At 63.1% G+C, this 20187-nt stretch carries 19 protein-coding genes; 1 reads left to right on the top strand and 18 read right to left on the bottom strand.

Annotation, left to right across the window (positions count from 1 at the left end):
* Positions 1–2 precede the first annotated feature (2 nt).
* From ACFSQT_RS30275 to ACFSQT_RS30215, 13 genes are all read right to left on the bottom strand, one after another.
* Positions 3–914, bottom strand: coding sequence for an endonuclease/exonuclease/phosphatase family protein (locus tag ACFSQT_RS30275; RefSeq protein WP_379025040.1), 912 nt, complete (start codon positions 912–914; stop codon positions 3–5).
* Between the two features lie 170 nt (positions 915–1084).
* On the bottom strand, positions 1085–2635 hold the full coding sequence (locus tag ACFSQT_RS30270) for a cation:proton antiporter (protein ID WP_379025038.1): 1551 nt from the start codon (positions 2633–2635) through the stop codon (positions 1085–1087).
* A gap of 138 nt (positions 2636–2773) precedes the next feature.
* On the bottom strand, positions 2774–3838 hold the full coding sequence (locus ACFSQT_RS30265) for an ABC transporter ATP-binding protein (RefSeq protein ID WP_379025036.1): 1065 nt from the start codon (positions 3836–3838) through the stop codon (positions 2774–2776).
* A gap of 30 nt (positions 3839–3868) precedes the next feature.
* On the bottom strand, positions 3869–4660 hold the full coding sequence (locus ACFSQT_RS30260; protein ID WP_379025034.1) for an ABC transporter permease: 792 nt from the start codon (positions 4658–4660) through the stop codon (positions 3869–3871).
* The gene (locus ACFSQT_RS30255; protein ID WP_379025032.1) at positions 4657–5571 is read right to left on the bottom strand and encodes an ABC transporter permease; all 915 of its coding nucleotides are present in this window, start codon (positions 5569–5571) and stop codon (positions 4657–4659) included. The genes ACFSQT_RS30260 and ACFSQT_RS30255 overlap by 4 nt, the downstream gene beginning before the upstream one ends.
* Positions 5572–5636: 65 nt before the next feature.
* Positions 5637–6743, bottom strand: coding sequence for an ABC transporter substrate-binding protein (locus ACFSQT_RS30250; protein ID WP_379025030.1), 1107 nt, complete (start codon positions 6741–6743; stop codon positions 5637–5639).
* Between the two features lie 243 nt (positions 6744–6986).
* Positions 6987–8159 carry an iron-containing alcohol dehydrogenase gene (locus ACFSQT_RS30245; RefSeq protein WP_379025028.1) on the bottom strand — a complete coding sequence of 391 codons (1173 nt, stop codon included), beginning with the start codon at positions 8157–8159 and terminating at the stop codon, positions 6987–6989.
* Positions 8160–8176: 17 nt separating this feature from the next.
* Complete coding sequence (locus ACFSQT_RS30240; protein ID WP_379025026.1) at positions 8177–9562, bottom strand: aldehyde dehydrogenase family protein; 1386 nt, start codon at positions 9560–9562, stop codon at positions 8177–8179.
* Between the two features lie 22 nt (positions 9563–9584).
* Positions 9585–10001, bottom strand: coding sequence for a type II toxin-antitoxin system VapC family toxin (locus ACFSQT_RS30235; protein WP_379025024.1), 417 nt, complete (start codon positions 9999–10001; stop codon positions 9585–9587).
* On the bottom strand, positions 9991–10389 hold the full coding sequence (locus ACFSQT_RS30230) for a DUF7662 domain-containing protein (protein ID WP_379025022.1): 399 nt from the start codon (positions 10387–10389) through the stop codon (positions 9991–9993). The genes ACFSQT_RS30235 and ACFSQT_RS30230 overlap by 11 nt, the downstream gene beginning before the upstream one ends.
* A 72-nt stretch (positions 10390–10461) precedes the next feature.
* Complete coding sequence (locus ACFSQT_RS30225; protein ID WP_379025020.1) at positions 10462–11832, bottom strand: glutamine synthetase family protein; 1371 nt, start codon at positions 11830–11832, stop codon at positions 10462–10464.
* 88 nt (positions 11833–11920) lie between these two features.
* Entirely contained in the window at positions 11921–13477 is a 1557-nt protein-coding gene (locus ACFSQT_RS30220) for an amino acid permease (protein ID WP_379025018.1), read from the bottom strand.
* A gap of 20 nt (positions 13478–13497) precedes the next feature.
* The gene (locus ACFSQT_RS30215; protein WP_379025016.1) at positions 13498–14316 is read right to left on the bottom strand and encodes an N-formylglutamate amidohydrolase; all 819 of its coding nucleotides are present in this window, start codon (positions 14314–14316) and stop codon (positions 13498–13500) included.
* 144 nt (positions 14317–14460) lie between these two features.
* On the opposite strand from ACFSQT_RS30215, the gene ACFSQT_RS30210 reads away from it, so the two are divergent.
* Positions 14461–15288, top strand: coding sequence for a MurR/RpiR family transcriptional regulator (locus ACFSQT_RS30210; RefSeq protein WP_379025014.1), 828 nt, complete (start codon positions 14461–14463; stop codon positions 15286–15288).
* Positions 15289–15529: 241 nt separating this feature from the next.
* Here ACFSQT_RS30210 and ACFSQT_RS30205 read toward each other — a convergent pair whose 3' ends face one another.
* From ACFSQT_RS30205 to ACFSQT_RS30185, 5 genes are all read right to left on the bottom strand, one after another.
* Positions 15530–15940, bottom strand: a complete 411-nt coding sequence (locus ACFSQT_RS30205) for a GtrA family protein (RefSeq protein WP_379025012.1) — start codon at positions 15938–15940, stop codon at positions 15530–15532.
* On the bottom strand, positions 15937–16752 hold the full coding sequence (locus ACFSQT_RS30200; RefSeq protein WP_379025010.1) for a ChbG/HpnK family deacetylase: 816 nt from the start codon (positions 16750–16752) through the stop codon (positions 15937–15939). The genes ACFSQT_RS30205 and ACFSQT_RS30200 overlap by 4 nt, the downstream gene beginning before the upstream one ends.
* Positions 16749–17738, bottom strand: a complete 990-nt coding sequence (locus ACFSQT_RS30195; protein WP_379025008.1) for a glycosyltransferase — start codon at positions 17736–17738, stop codon at positions 16749–16751. Before ACFSQT_RS30195 ends, ACFSQT_RS30200 begins: the two co-directional genes overlap by 4 nt.
* Positions 17731–18894 (bottom strand): glycosyltransferase 87 family protein, encoded by a 1164-nt coding sequence (locus tag ACFSQT_RS30190; RefSeq protein WP_379025006.1) that lies wholly within the window; start codon positions 18892–18894, stop codon positions 17731–17733. Before ACFSQT_RS30190 ends, ACFSQT_RS30195 begins: the two co-directional genes overlap by 8 nt.
* Positions 18895–19097: 203 nt before the next feature.
* Positions 19098–20135, bottom strand: coding sequence for a zinc-binding dehydrogenase (locus ACFSQT_RS30185; protein ID WP_379025004.1), 1038 nt, complete (start codon positions 20133–20135; stop codon positions 19098–19100).
* Positions 20136–20187 lie beyond the last annotated feature (52 nt).

Below are 20187 nucleotides of genomic sequence, written 5' to 3'. Positions count from 1 at the left end.
GATCATCCGCCGCGCTGCACGGCAAGCGGCGTTTCGAGATCGATGTCGACCCGCAGCGGAAAATGGTCCGACGCGACCTCATCAGTGTCGGCGCTGACCGAGCGGACGCGCCCGGCAAACATGCCGCCGACAAAGCAATGGTCGAGCCGGCGTTTTGCCACCTTGCCGTGGATGGTCTTCACATGGGTGTGGAAATCCGCGACCGGCTCGCTGGCAACAGCAGCGGCGTCGACGAAGCCATCGAGGTAGGCGGCCCCGCGATGGTAGGGCGCGCTGCCGACGATGCGGCCATATTCAGCACTACCCGGCTCCATGTTGAAATCGCCCAGCCAGATCGCTGCCAGCGGGTTTTCCGGCTCCGGCTCGCCGTGCGTCCAGTTGCGCGCGGGCTCGTCATCGACGCCGCTCCACGGCCCGCCATCGGAGGGCGCCCGGCGGTGCTCGGCCATGAGATAGTCGATCTGCTCCAGCCGCTCTTCAACCGCGATATGGGCGAGATGCAGCGAGAACACCCGAACCGGGCCGGCCGGCGTGCGGATCATGCATTCGAGCCCTGCATTGCGGGTGTTGAGCGGCCGCAGCGTGCGACGCATCGGCAGCGCATGCAGCCGCGACCAGGCGATCGGTAGCTTCGACAGCACCATGGTGCCGAACTGCCGGCGTCGGTTGACGACACGACCACCATGCGGTTCGCTGGCGTCCATGTCGAAGGCCGGACCGTAGACCCAGTGATAGTCGGGCAAGAGACTGGAAAGCAGCTCCGGCTGGTCGTCGTAATTGCTGCGCTGCCAATGCCGCTCCACCTCCTGCAGCGCAATGACATCGGCACCCGCAACGATACGCGCGGCGCGCGCAAGATCGTAGCGGCCGTCGCTGCCGAAACCGTACTGGATGTTGTAGCTGACCAGCTTCATTGCTTATCCGGCTCAATTTCGATAATGGCAATAATGGTTCGGCAGATTGGTTGCAATGCGGGGAAATGGCAGCGGCTTGGGCCAGAAGCCCTCCCCGGCTTCTGATGCCGGATCATGCACCGATTCCGGGACAGCTCGGTATCCTGCGGGCGCCGGAAAACAGCGAAATCTCACGTCGTCAGCGGCTGGAAACTTCCAGCCGGCGATGCCGCCAGCTCCGACCAGTCGATTTCCTCTTCAAGCCGGTGATAGGCCTCGTCGCCGATCGTGCCGTTGCGGCGCAGTTCCTCGAGCGTGTCGCGCTGGCGTTTGATGGCATAGAGGCGCAGCCGATCATACTCCGTCGCCGCCTGAGCGTCCTCCGGGTTTTCCGCGATCAGGCGCTGCGCCTCGTACTGCTCGCGCACGACAGCAGCCGCTGCCGACGTCTTGCGGCTCAACACGTCGAGCGCTGCCTGCATGATGGCAACCCGCGCCTGCGCCACCTCGTTGTCGACCGTTCTGTCCGGATCGAAGTTGAGTATCCGCAGCAGCGGCTTCAGCGTCATTCCTTGCAGCACCAGCGTGCCGAGAACGACCGCGAAGGCGGCAAGCACGATCGGATCGCGGCCGGGAAATTCAGCCGGCAAGGCGAAGGCCGCGACCAACGTCACCAGCCCGCGCATGCCGCACCAGCCGACAAGCACGCCGCCGCGAACCGATGGCACATCCCGCCTTCGGTCCCCACTGTCGAAGCGGGCAAACCATCGTATAATCACGCCATAACCCAACACCCAGACGAGGCGCGACACGATGACGACGGCCAGCACCGTTGCGGCGAAGACGAATGCTTCGCCCTGCCCGTCCCCGGCAAGCCGGCCGACGATCGACCGTGCCTGCAAACCCATCAGCACAAAGGCCAGCACGTTGAGCACGAAGACCGCCGACTCCCACACCGAATAGGTGCTGACGCGTCGCCTTGCCGACATGCGGCGCGGCGCCCTGCGCGCGAGGGTCATGGCATAGACGACGATGGTGATGATGGCGGACAGGCCCAGCCTGTCGGCCAGGATCCAGACCCCGAATGTCCCGGCGAATTGCACCACGGTGCTGCTTGCCGCATCCTCGATCCGGGTGAGTGTCAGCAGCGAAAAGCGGCCAAGCAGATAACCCGCGACCAGGCTGCCTATGGTTGACAACAAGATCGTCGGAATGGCGTTGCTCAGCATGATCGAGCCGAGCGCTGCCGAAACCGCCAGCCGGTAGACCAGGAGCGCGGTGGCATCGTTGAGCAGGCTCTCGCCCTGCAGGATGGCGGTGATGCGGTGCGGCACCTTGAATTGCCCGAGCACGGCGCTTGCCGCCACCGCGTCCGGCGGCGCGACGATGGCGCCGAGCGCTATCGCCGCGGCGATCGGCAGTCCGGCCATTTTCCAGCCGACGAAAGCGACGATCGCCGTGGTGAAGATGACGGCGCCGAGCGCCAAAGCTGCGAGCGGCAGCCGGTAGCGGTTGAGATCCCGCAACGAAGTGTCGTAGGCGGCGTCCAGAAGCACCGGCGCAATGAACAGCGCCAGCGCCAGCTCCGGGTCGATCTCGATCGTCGGTGCGCCAGGCACGAAAGCGAGACCGGCGCCGGCCAGAGCCAGCAGCGAAGGATACGGTATCTCCAAACGCCGCGACAGTCCCGTCAGCGCGACGGCGATCAGCAGGAGGACAAGGGTCAGTTCGAAAAGCGCCATGCCCTATCGTAGCGGCGAAGCGGGATCGTTGGCAGTGGCTAGATGACAGGATGCTGTTGATTGTCCAGCACACTCCCCGCCCGGAAGCGCAGGAAACCGCCGTTTGCAGGCCTGCATCACCTGAATATCGGCACAGCCTTAGTGCAGCACCAGCATGTCGCTCGAGGAGAACGAAATCTCGGCCTTTTCCCCGACGGCCGGCGGCGGCGCGGCCGGGCTGTTGAACGTGTCCAGCGATACCGTGTTGCCGCCGATGCCGACACGAACCCGGATGACCGAGCCGAGGAAATGCACTTCCGAGATCTCGCCTGACAGGCTGGAGTCGCGGCCGGGCTGGCGGCCAAGCGAAATTGCCTCGGGCCGCAGCGCCAGCGACAGCGTGTCGCCGGATTTCGAGCCGTTGAGCTTGCCCTTGAGCGAGACTTGCTGGGTGTCGACTTGCACCGTGCCGGACGCAGCATCGGTGACCTTACCTTCGAGCACGTTCAGCGTGCCGACGAAATTGGCGACGAACTTGGTTGCCGGCCGGTTGTAGATCTCGAAGGGCGTGCCGACCTGCTCGGCCTTGCCGCCATACATCACGGCGATGCGGTCCGAGATCGACAGCGCTTCTTCCTGGTCGTGCGTGACGAAGATGGTGGTGATGCCGAGCTTCTTCTGGATCGAGCGGATTTCCTCGCGCAGCGACACGCGCACCTTGGCGTCGAGAGCCGACAGCGGCTCGTCAAGCAGCAGCAGCTTCGGCTTCGGCGCGATGGCTCGGGCCAGCGCTATGCGCTGCTGCTGGCCGCCCGAGAGCTGGTAGGGATAGCGGTCCGCCATCTGCGGCAGCTTGATGATGCCGAGCATCTCGGCGACACGGGCATCGATGTCCGCCCTGGGCATGCCGGCGACCTTCAGGCCGAAGCCTATATTCTGCGCCACGGTCAGGTTCGGGAACAGTGCGTAGGCCTGGAACACCATGCCGACATTGCGCTGGTTGGGCTTCAGCCGGGTGATGTCCTTGCCGGCAACGACGATCTTGCCGGCTGTCGGCTCCTCGAAGCCGGCCACCATGCGCAGCACGGTGGTTTTGCCGCAGCCGGACGGCCCGAGAAACGAGACGAATTCACCCGGCTCGACGTCGAGATTGAAATCCTCCACCACCGTGGTGGCACCGAAGGATTTTCGCACGTGCTGGATGGAGAGAAACGGGTCGGCCATGGTGTTGTTCTTTCGATCAGTACTTTTCGATCAATTGGGGCGGTTCGCTGATCGCGGCGCGAAGCGGGACAGGATCTGGATCAGCGACATGCAGCCCCAGGTGATGGCGAAAGCTATGATGGCAAGGGCTGCCGGCTCATAGGCGCGGTTGGCGCCGATGTTCTGCAGATACGGGCCAAAGGCGGGCCGATTGAGCAGGCTGGCCATGGTGAACTCGCCAATGACGATCGCGAAGGTCAGGAACGCACCCGACAACACCGCGATCAGCACATTGGGCAGGATAACGCGCGTGATGATCGTCGACCAGCCGGCGCCAAGGATCTGCGCCGCCTCCGTCAGCGTCCGCACGTCAATGGTTCTGAGCCCGGTGTCGACCGCACGGTACATATAGGGCAGCGACAGCGTGGCATAGCCGATGACCAGCAGGGCGTTCGTACCGGTGTCGCTTGCCAGGAACGGCAGCGGCGAATTCGATCCGTACATTCTGATATAGCCGAAGACGATGACGATTGCCGGGATAACCAGCGGCAGCAGCGTGATGAACTCGACGATGGGGCGCAGCTGCGGCAGGCGCAGCCGAATCCAGTAGGCGGCGGGCACGACGATCAGCACGCCGAGAATGATGGTGAAAACGGCGGCAAGCACCGAATAGCCGAACGACGCCTGGAAGCGTGCATCGCCCAGCACGACCTTGTAGGCGTCAAGGGAATAGACGCCGCGCCGCATGCGCATGGAGAACTCCACCGTCGCGATCAGCGGGATGAAGAAATAGGCCGCGCCCAGCGCGAAAACGACCCAGGCCCAGAACTTTCCCGACTTCATTTCAGCCACCTCTCTGAACGGGTCCGGAACCAGATGTAGAAGACATTGGCTAGGCCGGTGATGAAGATCATGCCGAAGGCGATCGCGTAGCCAAGATGGGCATTGTGCAGCACGTCGCCGCGTATCTGCGCATAGAGCAGGATCGGCACGATGTTGAGCGACGAGCCGGTCAGCGCATAGGCGGTGGCGATGGCGCCGAAGGCGTTGGCGAACAGCAGGATCACGGTGCCGAGGAAGCTCGGCCAGATCACCGGAATGACCACCATGCGCCAGTATTGCGCCATGGTCGCGCCGAGCGTCGCGGCGGCCTCGCCCCACTCCTTCTTCAAGCCGTCGATAGCTGGCACGATGATCACCACCATCAGCGGAATCTGGAAGTAGACATAGGTCAGCGTCAGCCCCCAGAACGACAGGATGTTGAAGCCGTGGGCGTAAATATTGAGGCCGAACAGGGTGTTCAGGAGCACCGTGGCAAGGCCGAGCCGGCCGAGCGTGGCGAGAAAGGCGAAGGCCAGCGGCACGCCGGCGAAATTGGAAGCGACACCAGAGAAGGTCAGCGTCGCCGAGCGTATCCACTCCGGCAGACCGCCGCGCACGATGGCGATGGCGATGGCGAGACCGGCGAAGGCACCAATCAACGATGAGGCGAGGCTGACTTTGATCGAGATCCAGTAGGCGGCAACGATCGACGGCTGCGCCAGTGCTGCGATGTTTTCGAAGGTGAACTCACCGGCATCGTTCTGGAATGCGCCCAGCATCAGATAGAGCGTGGGCAGGATCAGGAACATGATGGCGAAAATGAAGAAAGGGGCAACGCCGAGCCACTGCGTCGGCAGCCTCATGCTGCGTGCCTCTGCGGGAGGCGCGGTCTTCCCGGTAACAGCGTGGTCGGACATTGAGATATCGGTCATGCGCCGGCTACCGTCTTCGAGAGAAGGACCGGGCGGCCGCGAAGCCGCCCGGTGGATTTCAACTGTTACTTGACGTTGGCGCCGACAACGGCGTCCCAGTTCTTGGTGATGGCTTCCTTGGCCTTGCCCTGCTCGTCGAGCGTCGGGAACACCGCGGCCGCATAGGCTTCGGCCGGCGGCAGCTTGGCCAGGATATCAGCCGGGATCTTGCCGTTCTTGGCGAGATCGTTGAAGCGGATCGGGTGGCAATAGCCCTTCAGCCACGCGACCTGGCCTTCGTCGGAATAGAGGTACTCCAGCCAAAGCTTGGCCGCGTTCGGGTGCGGCGCATAGGCGCTGATCGCCTGCACGTACACACCGGCCACGACACCGGTCTTCGGCACGACGACGTCGACGGGCGGGTTGCCCTTCAGCGTGTCACGGCCGGCGAGCGCGTTGTAGTCCCAGGTGACGAGGATCGGGGTCTGACCCTGGGCGAGCGTGGCGGCCTTGCCGATGACCGGGACAAAATTGCCGGCGGCATTGAGCTTCTTGAAGAAGTCGAGGCCGGCGGTGCCGGCAGCTTCACCAGCGGCGGCGCCAGACGACAGGCCGGCGGCGTAAACCGCCTGGATGGCCTGGTTCGAGGCGCGCGGATCACCGGCAAGGGCCACCGAGTTGGCGAATTCCGGCTTCAGCAGGTCGGCCCAGTCGGCCGGAGCTTCCTTGACGAGGTCCTTATTCACCTGGAAGGACAGCACGCCGTAATAGTCGCCGGTCCAGAAACCTTCGGCGTCCTTGGCGCTGTCGGGGATCGAGTCCCAGGTCGACACCTTGTAGGGCTGGATCAGGCCGTCCGCCTTGGCTGTGGGGCCGAAAGACAGGCCGACGTCGATGACGTCAGGCGCCTGCGGGCCCTTGTTGTCCTTGTTCGCCTTGATCGCCTCGACCTCGTCGCCGGAGCCGGCATCGGGGTTGAGCTCGTTGATGGTGATTTCCGGATACTTCGCCTTGAAGCCGGCGATGACGTCGCCGTAGCCACACCAGTCATGCGGCAAAGCGATGGTGGTGAGCTGGCCTTCGGCCTTGGCGGCCTTGACGAGATCGTCCAGCGAAGCCGCGGACGAAATCACCGTCGACGCGAAAAGCGCCGCGGCCGAAAGGGAAAGCACTTTCCCCGTGAATTTGAACATGTGTTCTCTCCGTTGAACTGACGCCGTTGGACGCCTGCGATGCGGTATCGTTTTCATGTGACAGCCAGATGAAAGCTATGTGAAACCAGTGGCTGGCAGCATGAAAAGTTAACTCTTTTTAACCGGCTGTAGCAATTAGCCATCACTTATTTTTCCGGCTAATTACTTTCTGTCTTGCGCTTCATCCTTTCCCCCTTGGTTTGCCCTGATTTTCCGGATCAATTTTCGACAGTCAAAGCCGTCTCAGACGGTGCCGGCGATGGCGTTTTCGAGCAGGGTCAGCGCCGCCTTCTTGGTCAGCTTGACCGGATTGCCGCCGGCGGTCGGATCGACCACCGCCATGTCGGCGATCAGTCCCTTGCGCTTCTTGTCCATGTCGAGCCCCTTGATCAGGCCCGGCAGCGCATGCGGCACCTTGAGTTCCTTGCGCAGCTTGATGATCGCCTTGGCGAAGCCGTCGAAGCCGCCCTTGATGCCGCAATAGGCGGCGAGCCGGGCAATGCGCTCTTCGATGGAGTCCCGGTTGAAGGCCAGCACATAGGGCATGAACACCGCGTTGGTCATGCCGTGATGGGTGTCGTAGAGCGCGCCGATCGGGTGCGACAGCGAGTGGATGGCGCCAAGCCCCTTCTGGAAGGCGGCGGCGCCCATGGCGGCGGCGCTCATCATGTGGGCGCGCGCGACAAGGTCCTTGCCGTTGGCATAGGCCTTCGGCAGGTTCTCGAAGACCAGCCGGATGCCTTCCACCGCGATGCCGTCAGCCATCGGGTGATAGCCCGGCGCACAATAGGCTTCGAGGCAGTGGGCAAGCGCGTCCATGCCGGTGCCGGCGGTGATGAAAGCGGGCATGCCGACCGACAGTTCCGGATCGGCGATGACGATGGCCGGCAAAAGCTTCGGATGGAAGATGACCTTCTTGGTGTGCGTCTCCTCATTGGTGATGACGCCGGCGCGGCCCACTTCCGATCCGGTGCCGGCCGTGGTCGGAACCGCGATGATCGGCGCGATCGCGTCTGAATTGGCGCGCGTCCACCAGTCGCCGACATCCTCGAAATCCCACACCGGCCGCGTCTGCCCGGCCTGGAAGGCGATCAGCTTGCCGAGATCGAGCGCCGAGCCGCCGCCGAAGGCGATGACGCCGTCATGCTTGCCCTTCTTGAAGACGGCGATGCCGGCGGTGAGGTTGGACTCGACCGGGTTCGGCTTCACCTCGGAAAACACACCATAGGGGACCTTGGCGTCATCGAGGATTTTCAGCGTCGAAGCGACGACCGGCAGCTTGGCGAGGCCGGGATCGGTGACGAAGAGCGGCCGCTTGATACCGGTGGCGGCCAGTACCTCGGGCAGTTCCTGGATACGCCCGGCGCCGAAGCGGACGGTGGTGGGGTAGTTCCATTTGGAGATCAGCTTGGACATTTTTGTCTTTCAAAAAATCAGATGGCTTCGCGCAGGTGGAAGGATTTTGGCCGGGTCAGATTGTCGTAGCCGATGGCCGACAGTCCCGCCCCCTTGCCGGTGTCCTTGACGCCGGTCCAGACCAGCGCCGGATCGAGATAGTCGCAGCGGTTCATGAACACCGTGCCGGTCTCGACGCGGTTGCCGATCGCCACCGCGTGCTCGGTATCGCGGGTCCAGATCGAGGCCGTCAGCCCATAGGCGCTGTCGTTCATCAGTGCGATCGCCTCTTCATCGTTGCGCACCTTCATGATGCCGACGATCGGGCCAAAACTCTCCTCGCGCATGACGCTCATCTGATGGTCGACTTGCGTCAGCACCTCCGGCGCCAGATAGGGCGAGCCGGCCTTGTCCTTGGCCACCTTCAGGTTGATATGCGCCTTGGCGCCCTTGCGCAGCGCCTCGGCCTTCTGCTCGCGGATCAGGTCGGCGAAACGCGCCTGCGCCATTGGCCCCATCGTCGTCGCCTGGTCGAGCGGATTGCCGACGACATAGTTCTTGGTCTCGGCGATGAAGCCCTCGACGAATTCGTCATAGACCTTTTCGTGCACGTAGACGCGTTCGATGCCGCAGCAGCACTGGCCGGAATTGTAGAAGGCGCCGTCGACCAGATTGGCGACGGCATGGTCCATCTTGGCGTCGGGCAGCACATAGGCCGGATCCTTGCCACCAAGCTCGAGGCCGAGCGTCATGAAGGTACCCGCCGCAGCCTTTTCGATGGCGCGGCCGCCGCCGACCGAACCGGTGAAATTGACATGGTCGATCTTGCCCGAGCCGAGCAGCTTCTCGGTCTGCGCATGGTTGAGCACGATGTTCTGGAACACGCCCTTGGGCAGGCCAGCCCTTTCGAAAGCTTGGCTGAAGCGCTCGCCGACCAGCAGCGTCTGCGCCGCATGCTTGAGGATGACGGCGTTGCCGGCCATCAGCGCCGGCACGATGGTGTTGACGGCGGTGAGGTAGGGGTAGTTCCAGGGCGCGATCACCATGACGACGCCGAGCGGATCTTTTTTCACGTAGCGGCGGAAGCCGTCCTTGGGATTGGAGGCCGGTACGGACTTGAGCGCCGCTTCGGCGATCTCGACCATGTAATTGGTGCGTTCCTTGACGCCGCCGAACTCGCCGCCATAGCGCACCGGACGCCCCATCTGCCAGGCGATCTCCGGCACGATCTCGTCGCTCATCGCGACCAGCGCTTCCAGCATCGCCAGCATGTATTTGCCGCGCTCGACGATCGGCGTCTCGGCCCATTTCTCTTGCGCCGCCTTGGCGCGCTCGACCGCGGCATTGATCGCCTGGTCCGTTGCCACGGGCCGCTCGGCATAGATCGAGCCATCGATGGGGGATTTGAGTTTCACGGTTTCCAATTAAACGTCTCCAAGTTGTTTTCTAGCAGGCTATTGCCCGAACGTGGCCCTGCGCGGCGTAGGCCAGAATGGCGCGGTCGCGTGTTATGATCGTCAGATCGCGCTCTCGCGCGGTGGCAATGAGAATCCGGTCGATGGGATCGTTGTGCGCGGCACCAGGAAGATAGGACGCCGCAACAAGGATCCGCGGCGTAACCCCTTCCACTTCCACGGCGGCGGCCTCGACGAACTCATCGAACCAGCGCTCAGGAGTCTTGGTCGATGGTAACCTGCCCTTCGAAACCAGCATTCCCATCTCCCATGCCGTCATCACCGACACGTTCAACGTGCCCGACTGAGGAATCTTGCTGATGGCCGCGATTGCCCTGTCGGCAATCGGCTCATCCTGCGATATCCAGATGACCGCGCAGGTATCCAGAAGAAGGTTTTCAGTCTTCATAGACTTTGCCCCAATCGGGATCGGCAGGCTCTGTCAGATCGACATCAGGAATGATCGTGAGCGTGCCTTTCATGCAACCGAAGATCGGATGGCGCGACAGTGTACCATCGATCTCAGCTTGCGCCGCTTCAGCAAAACCTTTCGGCCCTTTGGCACGTCGAAACACCAGATTTTCGCCGGCGATGTTGACCGACTCCGTTTGGAACCCTGCGGCCAGCCATTCCTTCGTCATAGGATTGTTGCTGGGATTGTTGCTCCACCAAGCCGGGTACTGCTTGGACGCAGGCAGTTTCTCGCCAAGCAACTTCTCGATGTCGCTGAACGACATCGGAACCCGCTCACTGGCCTGGGACATGAGATACGAACGCAAAGGCGAATACTTTCCCATTTCACACCTCCTGAAGCCTGATCTTTTTTGGATTACAGCTTCAGTAAGGTGACGTCAACGCTAATTGCAGCTTTAATACCGCTCGAACCCTCTGTGCAATTCCCAATCCGTAATGCGGCGGTCGTATTCGAACTGCTCCCACTTGGCGGTGTGGACGTAATGTTCGAGCACATCCTCGCCGAGCGCCTGCTTCAGCATCTTCGACTTTTCCAGCGTCTCGGTGGCGTCGCGCAGCGTCTTCGGGATCTCGGGCAGGCGGGATGCCTGGTAGGCATCGCCGACGAAGGGCTTCTGCAGTTCGAGCTTCTCGTCGATGCCGGCAAGGCCGGCGGCGATCAGCGCCGCAAAGGCGAGATAGGGGTTGAGGTCGGCGCCGCCGATGCGGCATTCCATGCGGATGCCCTTGGTGCCCTCGCCGCACAGGCGGAAGCCGGCGGTGCGGTTGTCCTCGCTCCACATGATCTTGGTCGGCGCGAAGGTGCCGGCCTGGAAGCGCTTGTAGGAGTTGATGTAGGGCGCCAGGAACCAGGTGAATTCCTTGGCGTATTTCAGCTGTCCCGCCGCCCATTGCTGGCCAAGCGTCGACAGCGTCCAGTCGGCCTTCTTGTCGAAGAACAGCGGCGCCTTGCCGTCGGCGCTCCACAGCGAATTGTGGATGTGGCTGGAATTGCCGGCGAGCCCGTAATTGTACTTGGACATGAAGGAAATCGCCTTGCCTTCGGACTCGGCAATCTCCTTGGCGCCGTTCTTCAGGATGACATGGCGGTCGGCCATGTCGAGCGCCTCGGCATAGCGCACATTGATCTCTTCCTGGCCTGGGCCCCACTCGCCCTTGGAATTCTCGATCGGGATGCCGGCCGCCTCCATCTCGTTGCGAAGCCGGCGCATGACGCCTTCTTCCTTGGTGGTGATGCCGATCTGGTAGTCGCCGATATAGGGCGAGGCGGTGTCGAGACCCTGCCAGTGTTTCTTGCGGGCGGAATCGTAGGTCTCGTTGAACAGATAGAATTCGAGTTCGGAGGCGAAATAGCCGATATAGCCGCGCTCCGTCAGCCGCTTGACCTGCTTCTTGAGGATGGCGCGCGGCGAATGCGGCAGGTCGTCACGCGTGTGGTGGTCGAGCACGTCGCAGATCACCAGCGCGGTCTTTTCCAGCCACGGAATGCGCCGCAGTGTCGCCAGATCCGGCTTCATGACGAAATCGCCATAGCCCTTGGACCAGCTTGCCGCCTTGTAACCGGGGACGGGCTCCATATCGATGTCGGCGGCCAAGAGATAGTTGCAGCCGTGCGTTTCGTCATGCGCGGAATCGACGAAGTACCGTGCCAGGAACCGCTTTCCCGCCAGTCGCCCCTGCATGTCGACGATGCAGGCCAACACAGTGTCGATCTCGCCGCTGGAGACCGCTTTCTTCAACTGATCGAACGAGAAATTTCCGGCCATTCCTTTGGCACTCCAGCGCTTGACGATTGAGGGGGGGCAAACGAAACCATGGCCGGCAAAACGCCGGCCATGGCCAAGATGGTCGATGTCAGTGACCGGTTTCGCCGACGGCCTGTTCGGCCGCCTTGATGGCGGCCTGACGCGCGGCGATGATGTCGCCGAGTGGCGGACCCTGGAAGCGGTTTCGCTCGAAGGCAAACCAGACGATCGCCGTCAGGATGAAGAAACCGACGGTGATATAAAGCGCCCAATCGTTCGGCGGCTGGATACCGATGACGAAGATCAGGATCATCGACAGGATGGAAAGCAGACCGAACAGCATGAAAACACCGCGTCCCATGTTCCACGGGCCCATCTTGTCCCATTTCGGCGTGCCCCAGGCCAGCATACCGAGCACGATCGGCACGATGAAGGACAGGAACAGGAAGATGACGGTGCAGGACACCACGATGGTGTAGGCCGAAGTACCGGCGACCGAAACCAGCGTCGAACCCCAGACGAACAGCACCGACAGGATCGAGGCCGTCCAGATCGCCGCCACCGGCGTGCGGTAGGTCGGGCTGACCTTGGCAAGTGCCGCCGAGCCCGGTAAGCCGCCGTCACGCGAGAAGGCGAAGATCATGCGCGAAGCAGAGGTCACGGTTGCGAGGCCGCACAGAAGCTGCGCGACGAACACGACGAGATAGACGAACTCCTTGATGCCAGGGCTGACGCGCTGGTCGAAGGCCCAGAAAAACACGTTCCAGCCCTGCTTTGCGGCATCGTCCATGTTCGGGATCATCAGCACGAAGGCGACGAGGAAGAGATAGCCGAACAGGGCCGACCAGATCACCGACATGACCATGGCGCGCGGCACCGAGGAGGCTGCCTTGATGGTTTCCTCGGAGGTGTGTGCCGAAGCGTCGTACCCGGTAATCGTATAGATCGGCAGCAAGAGGCCAAGCGCGAACACCCAGGCATTCGAAACAGACGGCCAGACGCTGGCGCCAGCGTCGCCGGAGTAGTTGTGGAAGGTGAAGAGCCGGCTGAAATCCCAGGTCTCGGCGGAGATCAGGCAAACCACCGCGATCAGAATGGAGCCGAAAAAGATGAGATAGCCCGAGAAGTCGGTCAGCTTCGCCGTCAGCTTGATGCCGAGATGGTTGATCAGCGCCTGAGCGCCGGTGATGATGATCAGGAAGATCATCTGGTTGGTCAGCGTGCCCTCGATGCCAAGCGTCGGCCCGAAGGCGCCGAGGAAGAACGTCCACGTGCCGACATTGATGGCGCCGAGCACGGTGATCAGGCCAAGCAGGTTGAGCCAAGCCGTCACCCAGCCGGTGCCGCGGTTGCCGAGGATTGAACCCCAGTGATAGAGGCCGCCGGCAGTGGGATAGGCCGAGCTGATCTGCGACATGGCGACAGCGAAGGTCAGCGAGATGAAGCAGCCGACCAGCCAGCCGATGCCAATGCCGATGCCGCCGGCGCCGGAGGTTGCCTGGGCCAGCGAATTGATGCCGCCCGACAGGATGCAGATGATCGAGAAGGAAACGGCGAAATTCGAAAAGCGGCTGAGCCGCCGCTCCAATTCCTGGGCGTAACCCATGCTGTGGAGGGCCTTTACGTCCTCCGCCTTGTCAACTTCAGTATAACCCGGTGCTGCCATTGGAAGTCCCCTGTTGGTTCTTAGCTGGCCGATTGAACTGACTTTCCGACTGAATGCGATCTGGTGTGTCCGGCCTCCTGTGGCTCCAGATCCGAAAAAATTCCCGTGAGCAGATCCGCCCATTTCCGCTGCCCGGTCTCGCCGGCGATTTCGTCGTTGCGGATTTCGATCATCGCGCAGGGCAGGCCGCGCGAGCGTGCGTGGCGTTCCAGCGTGAAATAGACGCGGTCGGCCGGCGAATAGGGCTCGTTGACGCCGACGGTGACGCCGGCAAGCCGCTTCAGCGCGCCAATCAGCGGTGACGCCAGGCGGCGGTCCTCGTCATGGATGATGCCGATATGCCAAGGCCGGTTGCGGCCTTTGTAGACCGGCGTGAAGGAATGTACGGAAACCAGGCGGGTTTCCTGCCCGCGCGCCAGCCTGTCGTCGACAATATGCTCGATGGCGGCGTGAAATGGCTGCCATGACAGCGCGACCCGCGCCGCGCGCTGCTTTTCCGACAGGCCGGTATTGCCTGGTATCGCCGTGGTCTCGCTGACCGGCGGCACCAGATCGGGCGCGTCGAGGGGACGGTTGCAGTCGATGACGAGGCGGGAAATGCGGGTCTCGACCAGCGTCGCGTCGAGCGCCTCGGCCATGCGGCGGGCAACCGGCAGCGCGCCGGGATCCCAGGCGATATGGCGGGACAGATCCTCGGCGGCGAGGCCGAGCGTGCCGAATTCGGCCGGCAGGAAATTCGAGGCGTGATCGCAGGTCAGCACGAAAGGGCTCGATCCGCCAGGGTTCGTCACCCTCACGGTATCAGACGATGCAAGGCTGGCGGGCCGTGCTTTCTCCATAGTCTGCCGTCCCCGGGGAGCGCTGTATCGTATGTTACGTATTTTGCCTCATTGCGTCCCTGTGGATGATTTCATACAGTTTAACCGACTTTGTCAAATGCGATTTCGGAAAAGACCGCGGGCAAGAGCCAAGGTGGGGAAAAGATGATTTCCAGCATTGCCGAACTGATCGCCGACCGCATCGGCACGATGCCGGCCGGTGAACGGCGCGCGGCCCAGACACTGATCGCTTCCTATCCGATGATCGGCCTCAAGACGGTCGCCGAATTCTCGGCCGCGGCCGGCGTCTCTTCGCCGACGATCCTGCGCTTCGTTGCCCGGCTGGGCTTCCAGAACTATCCGGAATTCCAGTCGAGCCTGCAGGACGAACTGGCGGCGCAGCTGCAGTCGCCTGCGATACGCACGCTCAACCCGCCCTCGCCCGGCGGCGGCACCGTATCACCGATGCTGGAAGCGACGCTCGACAACATGCGCGAAACGTTCAGGCACCTTTCCGACAAGCAGCTTGCCGAAATCGCCGCCCGCCTCGCCGACCGGCGCGGCAAAACCTTCCTGATCGGCGGCCGCTTCACCGATCCGCTGGCGCGCTACATGGCCGCCCACCTCGCCGTCATCCAGCCCGACGTCTTTCACCTCGCCGGCCAGGAAAGCATGTGGCGCGACCGGCTGATCGACATGGGCAAGCGCGACGTGCTGGTGATCTTCGACATCAGGCGCTACCAGGACAGCCTCGTCCGCTTCGCCGAGAAGGCGCATCAGCGCGGCGTTCAGATCGTGCTGTTCACCGACCAGTGGCTGTCGCCGATTGCCCGCTTCGCCCGCCATGTCATCGCCGGACGCACGGCAGTGCCGTCGGCATGGGATTCCTCGGCTGCCCTGTTCGTCGTTGCCGAAACGCTGATCGGCGCCGTCACAAGGCAACTGGAAGCAAAAGGCGCCAAACGCATCCGCGAGATGGAAAGTCTGCGCTAGATCCTCGTTCAGCGGCACTCGGCAACGGATGTCGGATCGGCGGCCGCCGGGGCGATGCGCGCCGGCGGATCGAGGTCCTGGACGAAGCGCAGGCCACCCTCGGACTGCGGCCCAAGTTGCGGTCGGCGCGATCAGGCGATCGAATAGCCGCCATCGGCGAGCAGGCCGTGGCCGGAGACGAACGAGGCGTCATCCGAGGCGAGGAAGGCGACGCAAAACTACATGCCGGGTAAATTCCGGCCTATCTCAGCAAGCGCCCCTCGATCGACCAGCGCGCGGCGAGGAAATTCAGCACCGCCGCCACCACGACGCCGCCGATCTTTGCCGGCCACACCCCGACGAAACCGGCAAACAGCGCGATCGAAAGGCTGGAGACACCGAGCGAAATCAGCGCGCCGAGCGAGACGAACCGAAGGAAGGCGTCATGCAGTCGGATGGCCCGGTCGCGCTCGAAGGACCAGAAACCGTTCGCCACGAACGAGAAGGTGACGGCAACGAACCAGGCGCCGACGTTGGCCAGCAGCGGCGAAACCCCCAGCTTGAACAGCAGGAAAAAGCTGGCAAGGTCGATGGCTGTGTTGGCGAGTCCGACGATGGCAAACCGGAGGATCTTGTTGCCGGTCGAACGCCGGGGCTGCTCCGCGCCGCTCATCCCTTGCCTTCCATGATTGCGACACCGGCGCGGGCCAGGCTGGCGCCGAAATCGTCCGATGCCAGGACCGCGAATTCGACCTCGCGCACGCCTTGCATCGGATCGCGCGCGCGCAGCGTCTCGTCGACATGGCCGGGGTGGCACATGAACAGCCCACGTTCCGGCAATGCCTCGACGGCAGCCTGCAGAACGGATGCGAACCTTTCGGGTTGCCGCCAGTCATAGATGCCGGCGAGCGGCTCGAAAATGGTGAAGCCGGCATGCTGCATCGACCGGTTGAAGCCGGCAGCGAGTGCCGCGATCGCGGCGACTTTCGGCGCCACGGCGAATGTGCCGGTCAGCGCCGGAGCGCCGCGCAGCGCCGGCCTGTCCGCATGCAGACGTGCGCGCAGCCATGTGCGCACGACGGGAAGGAAATGCACGTGCTGATGCCCGTCGACGAAATCGGGCCGGCGCCCGAGGGCTTCGACAAAGCGGCTGTACTGTGCGTCGAGCTCGGCATGGACATCGCGATCGTCGACGCGTCCGCGCAGCACAGGCAATGCCAGCGAGCGGAGCGGCGGCAGCCGGCCTTCCGGCGCCAGGCTCGAGCGGCCGGTGACGGCTGGCTGGTCGGTCAAGGTGAGATGCAGCCCGACCGCGGCACGGCCGCACAAAGGCTTGATGCGCGCAGCCTCCTCCGCCCATTCCGGAAAGCCGGTCATGCAACCGGTGCCGGTCAGGCGCCGGCGATCGAGCAGGTCGAGGATCGCGGCGGAGACCCCTGGCGCCAGGCCGTAGTCGTCGGCGATCAGGCGGACACGCCGCGTCATGTGTTGGGAGCGCCGGACACCGGCTTGTCGGGAGCGACATCGCCGCGCACGACGTCGCGCACGATATAGACCGGCCGATCCTTGCTTTCGCTGAGCGTGACCCAGACATATTCGCCGATCAGGCCAAGCAGGGTCAGGTTGAGGCCGCCGAGCAGCACGACGGCGACCATAAGGCTGGGATAGCCGGGAACGGCGATGCCGTAGAACATCACCTCGAAGAACACTTTGGCCCCGTAAGCGAGGCCCGCCAAAGCCGCCAGCATCCCGCTCAGGCTGATGATGCGCAACGGGATGACGGAAAACGACGTAAACCCTTCCAGCGAGAAGGCGATCAGATTGAGCCGGCTCCATTTCGATGTGCCGCTGGCGCGACTCTCGGGCGAGTAGGGCAATGCCTTCTGGCGGAAGCCGGCCCAGGCAAACAGGCCCTTGTTGAAGCGACGCTTGTCACGCAGGCTGGTGAGCGCGCGCGCGACAGTGCCGCGCATGACGCGAAAGTCGCCGGCATTTTCGGGAATGTCGAAGCGCTGGCTCGAGTTGATCAGGCTGTAGAAAAGCCGCGCCAGCTGGCTGCGCCGCCAGCTGGCCTCACGCCGGTCGTTCTGTGCGTAGACGACGTCGATGTCCAGGTGTTCCACCAGTTCGGTAATCAGCTTCAGGCTGATGTCCATCGAATGCTGGAGGTCGGCGTCCATGATCAGCACCATGTCGCCGCGCGACTGGTCGAGGCCGGCGAGCACGGCGACCTCCTTGCCGAAATTACGGCTGAGGCGGACGATCTCCCAGGATCCCGACAGCGCCTTTGAGAACCGGTCGGAGCCATCATCGCGGCTGCCGTCATCGACCAGGATCTTGTGCACGGTCATGCCGAAGCGCTGTGACACCGCCTCCTCGAGCGCGGCAAGCAATTCGGCGAAGGCCGATGCCGATGGCGCCTCGTTCAAGAACGGTGCGACGATATCGAGTGTCGGCCGCGACTCAGCCATTTGCGACCCCCGCATTCACCACCTTTTCCCGCGCCTTGGCCCAGAACCACCAGATCAGGGAACAGGCGATGAAAGCAACCGCGACCGGCCGGAACCAATGGTTGAGCAGATCGTGTACATGCTGCTCGACGCCGCTCAGCCCGGTCAGAAACAACGCCGTCGACAGCAGCGCGGCGAGGGTGCCGCCTCGTTCTTCGCGCCACAACAGGGCTATGGCGAGCCCCGCGGGTACGGCGATCATCGCATAGGTGTTGGGCTCGACGCGCGGGTTGAAGACGCACATGTAGAAGGCGGCCGTCAGGAAGATCGCCAGCCCCGCCGTCCCCTGTTCCAGCTTGCGGTCGAACCAGAGCACGATCCAGAGTGTCAACAGGCCGACCAGGAAGCGCACCACCGTGGCGCCGGATTCCGCAATGGGCATCCCTGCCGTCGCAAAAGGCGCGGTGAAATCGGCGGTAACAAAGTGACTGGTCTTGTCGACAGCCATCGAGGTCAGCATGCGGGCGAAATCGCGATACTGGTCGTTGAGATAGTCGGCGGGCGCGAAAGCGTAAGGTATTGCGAGCACGAACAGCACCGCCAGCACCAACACCGGGATCAGCCGGGGTCGCAGCGCTCCTGCCAGGAGCAGCATAATGATCGCGGTCGGCTTGGCGATGACGGCAAGCGAGGCCCAGAAGAAGGTCTCGGCGCGCCGCCCTTCAAGCGCCGACAAAGTGAGAAGCCAGCAGGCTCCGGTCAGCAGGATGGTCGACTGGCCGTTGCGGATCGCGCCAAGCGCCATCGGCAAGGCGAGGAAGAGACCGAACGACAGCAGCCAGGTCAGTTCCTGACCGCCGAGCTTGCGCACCTGCCGCATCACGGCGAAGGTCAGCACCGCGAAGCCCAGGACATGCCACACCAGGCCGCCCAGATGCGGCCCAAGCTTCAGCACCGGAACATAAAGCGTGGCAAAGGCGGGCGCGTAGAGATAACCCATCTCGGACTGAAGATTGTAGAGCGGCTGTCCAGCCAGAAGTTTCTCGCTGCCATCTCTGTACGCCAGCAACACCGTACGCGTGTCGGGCGACCACAGGACCATGGCAAGAACGACCGCGAACGCTCCGATCCACAGGCTAAAACCCAAACGGTCGAAAACCGGCTTGGAAATCGTCATCTAGTCATCCTGCACACATTGCGGAACGGGCCCTTGCCTGGGCGGCATTCGATGGCGGCGGCATATCACGGACAAAGCGGCGCGGCATAGAGGGCTGAAAAGACGTGGATGTCAGCCCAACGGGCTGGCGGCAGCCCGACACCGGCATTTTCGGCATCGAGAGCCTGTGAATGCCTCGCTTTCGAACTTTTGGCACCTTCATGCTACGGCCGAATGAACACCTTGCCATTAGGCCTGGCCAGTTCCGCCGGCACCCGCGCCATTGCCTCGGCGAGCGGCACCACCGCCGTCACATCGGTCGACCAGCGCCCATCGGAAAACCGCTTCTGCGCCTCCAGGATCGCCGGTCCGCGGCGGTCGCGAAACTGGCGCATCCACTCGCTCAGCCAGAAACCTTCGATTTGCTTGTGCTGGAAGATCAGTTGGCCAGGTTCGCGGATGATCGTGGCTTCGGGATCGAGCCGCCCATAGATGATCCAGCGCGAGCGCTTCGGCATGGCGTCGAAGATGGCGGAGGCCAGCGGCCCGGTCACCGCGTCGAGGAAGATGCGCGGTTGTTCGGCCTTCATCACCTCGCGCAGCGTCGCCTTGAAATCCGGCGCTTTTTCGTTGAGGACGTGTGCCGCGCCAAGCTCTTTCAGAGCCCCGATCTGATCGTCGCGGCGCACGGTGACGATGGGTCGAAAATCCGCTTCCTTGGCCATGCCGATGATCAGCTTGCAGAGCTGGCTGGCGCCGGCGGTCATGATGAAGGCCTTTTCGCCTTCGTCCCGGACGATGTCGAACATGGCGAGCGCGGTGAGCGGGTTGACGATCATTGCCGCGCCATCCTCGTCACGGACGGTGTCGAGCAGCGGGATGCAGACCACCGCCTCGGCGACGGCATATTCGGCCCATGAACCCCAGTTGGTGACGCCGGTGGCAAAAGCGACCCGCTTGCCGATCAGGCTCTTGGGATAGGGCTCGTCACCGCTGGCGACGACGATGCCGACACCCTCGAAACCGGCCGGCTGGCCCTTGGCGCGCGGCTGGCCGTACTGGCCCTTGACGAACATGACATCGGACGGATTGATCGAGGCGAGGCCGACCTTGATGAGAACCTGCGTCGGTCCGGGTGTCGGCACTGCGATGCTGCCCGGCTCAAGATAAGGCTCCATCGCTTCCAGCACACTGCCGGAAGGCGTCCTGGTGTAGCCGTCGCCGACAAGCAGCAGCGCCTTCATTTCGGAGGGGATGGTCATCGGAACACTCCTTGCTTGGACCTTTCAGCGTTGCCGGACAACGAATGCCGGC

This window comes from Mesorhizobium calcicola, from assembly GCF_042682105.1.
Taxonomy (GTDB): Bacteria; Pseudomonadota; Alphaproteobacteria; order Rhizobiales; family Rhizobiaceae; genus Mesorhizobium; species Mesorhizobium calcicola.
Note: the sequence above shows the minus strand (reverse complement) of the source record. Positions and strands in the feature narration are given on the sequence as shown.

What these genes read in the sequence shown, in the direction of transcription:
- ACFSQT_RS30275 (WP_379025040.1), bottom strand. Translation starts at nt 914, where the DNA reads ATGAAGCTGGTCAGCTACAACATCCAGTACGGTTTCGGCAGCGACGGC.
- ACFSQT_RS30270 (WP_379025038.1), bottom strand. Translation starts at nt 2,635, where the DNA reads ATGGCGCTTTTCGAACTGACCCTTGTCCTCCTGCTGATCGCCGTCGCG.
- ACFSQT_RS30265 (WP_379025036.1), bottom strand. Translation starts at nt 3,838, where the DNA reads ATGGCCGACCCGTTTCTCTCCATCCAGCACGTGCGAAAATCCTTCGGT.
- ACFSQT_RS30260 (WP_379025034.1), bottom strand. Translation starts at nt 4,660, where the DNA reads ATGAAGTCGGGAAAGTTCTGGGCCTGGGTCGTTTTCGCGCTGGGCGCG.
- ACFSQT_RS30255 (WP_379025032.1), bottom strand. Translation starts at nt 5,571, where the DNA reads ATGACCGATATCTCAATGTCCGACCACGCTGTTACCGGGAAGACCGCG.
- ACFSQT_RS30250 (WP_379025030.1), bottom strand. Translation starts at nt 6,743, where the DNA reads ATGTTCAAATTCACGGGGAAAGTGCTTTCCCTTTCGGCCGCGGCGCTT.
- ACFSQT_RS30245 (WP_379025028.1), bottom strand. Translation starts at nt 8,159, where the DNA reads ATGTCCAAGCTGATCTCCAAATGGAACTACCCCACCACCGTCCGCTTC.
- ACFSQT_RS30235 (WP_379025024.1), bottom strand. Translation starts at nt 10,001, where the DNA reads ATGAAGACTGAAAACCTTCTTCTGGATACCTGCGCGGTCATCTGGATA.
- ACFSQT_RS30230 (WP_379025022.1), bottom strand. Translation starts at nt 10,389, where the DNA reads ATGGGAAAGTATTCGCCTTTGCGTTCGTATCTCATGTCCCAGGCCAGT.
- ACFSQT_RS30225 (WP_379025020.1), bottom strand. Translation starts at nt 11,832, where the DNA reads ATGGCCGGAAATTTCTCGTTCGATCAGTTGAAGAAAGCGGTCTCCAGC.
- ACFSQT_RS30220 (WP_379025018.1), bottom strand. Translation starts at nt 13,477, where the DNA reads ATGGCAGCACCGGGTTATACTGAAGTTGACAAGGCGGAGGACGTAAAG.
- ACFSQT_RS30215 (WP_379025016.1), bottom strand. Translation starts at nt 14,316, where the DNA reads ATGGAGAAAGCACGGCCCGCCAGCCTTGCATCGTCTGATACCGTGAGG.
- ACFSQT_RS30210 (WP_379025014.1), top strand. Translation starts at nt 14,461, where the DNA reads ATGATTTCCAGCATTGCCGAACTGATCGCCGACCGCATCGGCACGATG.
- ACFSQT_RS30205 (WP_379025012.1), bottom strand. Translation starts at nt 15,940, where the DNA reads ATGAGCGGCGCGGAGCAGCCCCGGCGTTCGACCGGCAACAAGATCCTC.
- ACFSQT_RS30200 (WP_379025010.1), bottom strand. Translation starts at nt 16,752, where the DNA reads ATGACGCGGCGTGTCCGCCTGATCGCCGACGACTACGGCCTGGCGCCA.
- ACFSQT_RS30195 (WP_379025008.1), bottom strand. Translation starts at nt 17,738, where the DNA reads ATGGCTGAGTCGCGGCCGACACTCGATATCGTCGCACCGTTCTTGAAC.
- ACFSQT_RS30190 (WP_379025006.1), bottom strand. Translation starts at nt 18,894, where the DNA reads ATGACGATTTCCAAGCCGGTTTTCGACCGTTTGGGTTTTAGCCTGTGG.
- ACFSQT_RS30185 (WP_379025004.1), bottom strand. Translation starts at nt 20,135, where the DNA reads ATGACCATCCCCTCCGAAATGAAGGCGCTGCTGCTTGTCGGCGACGGC.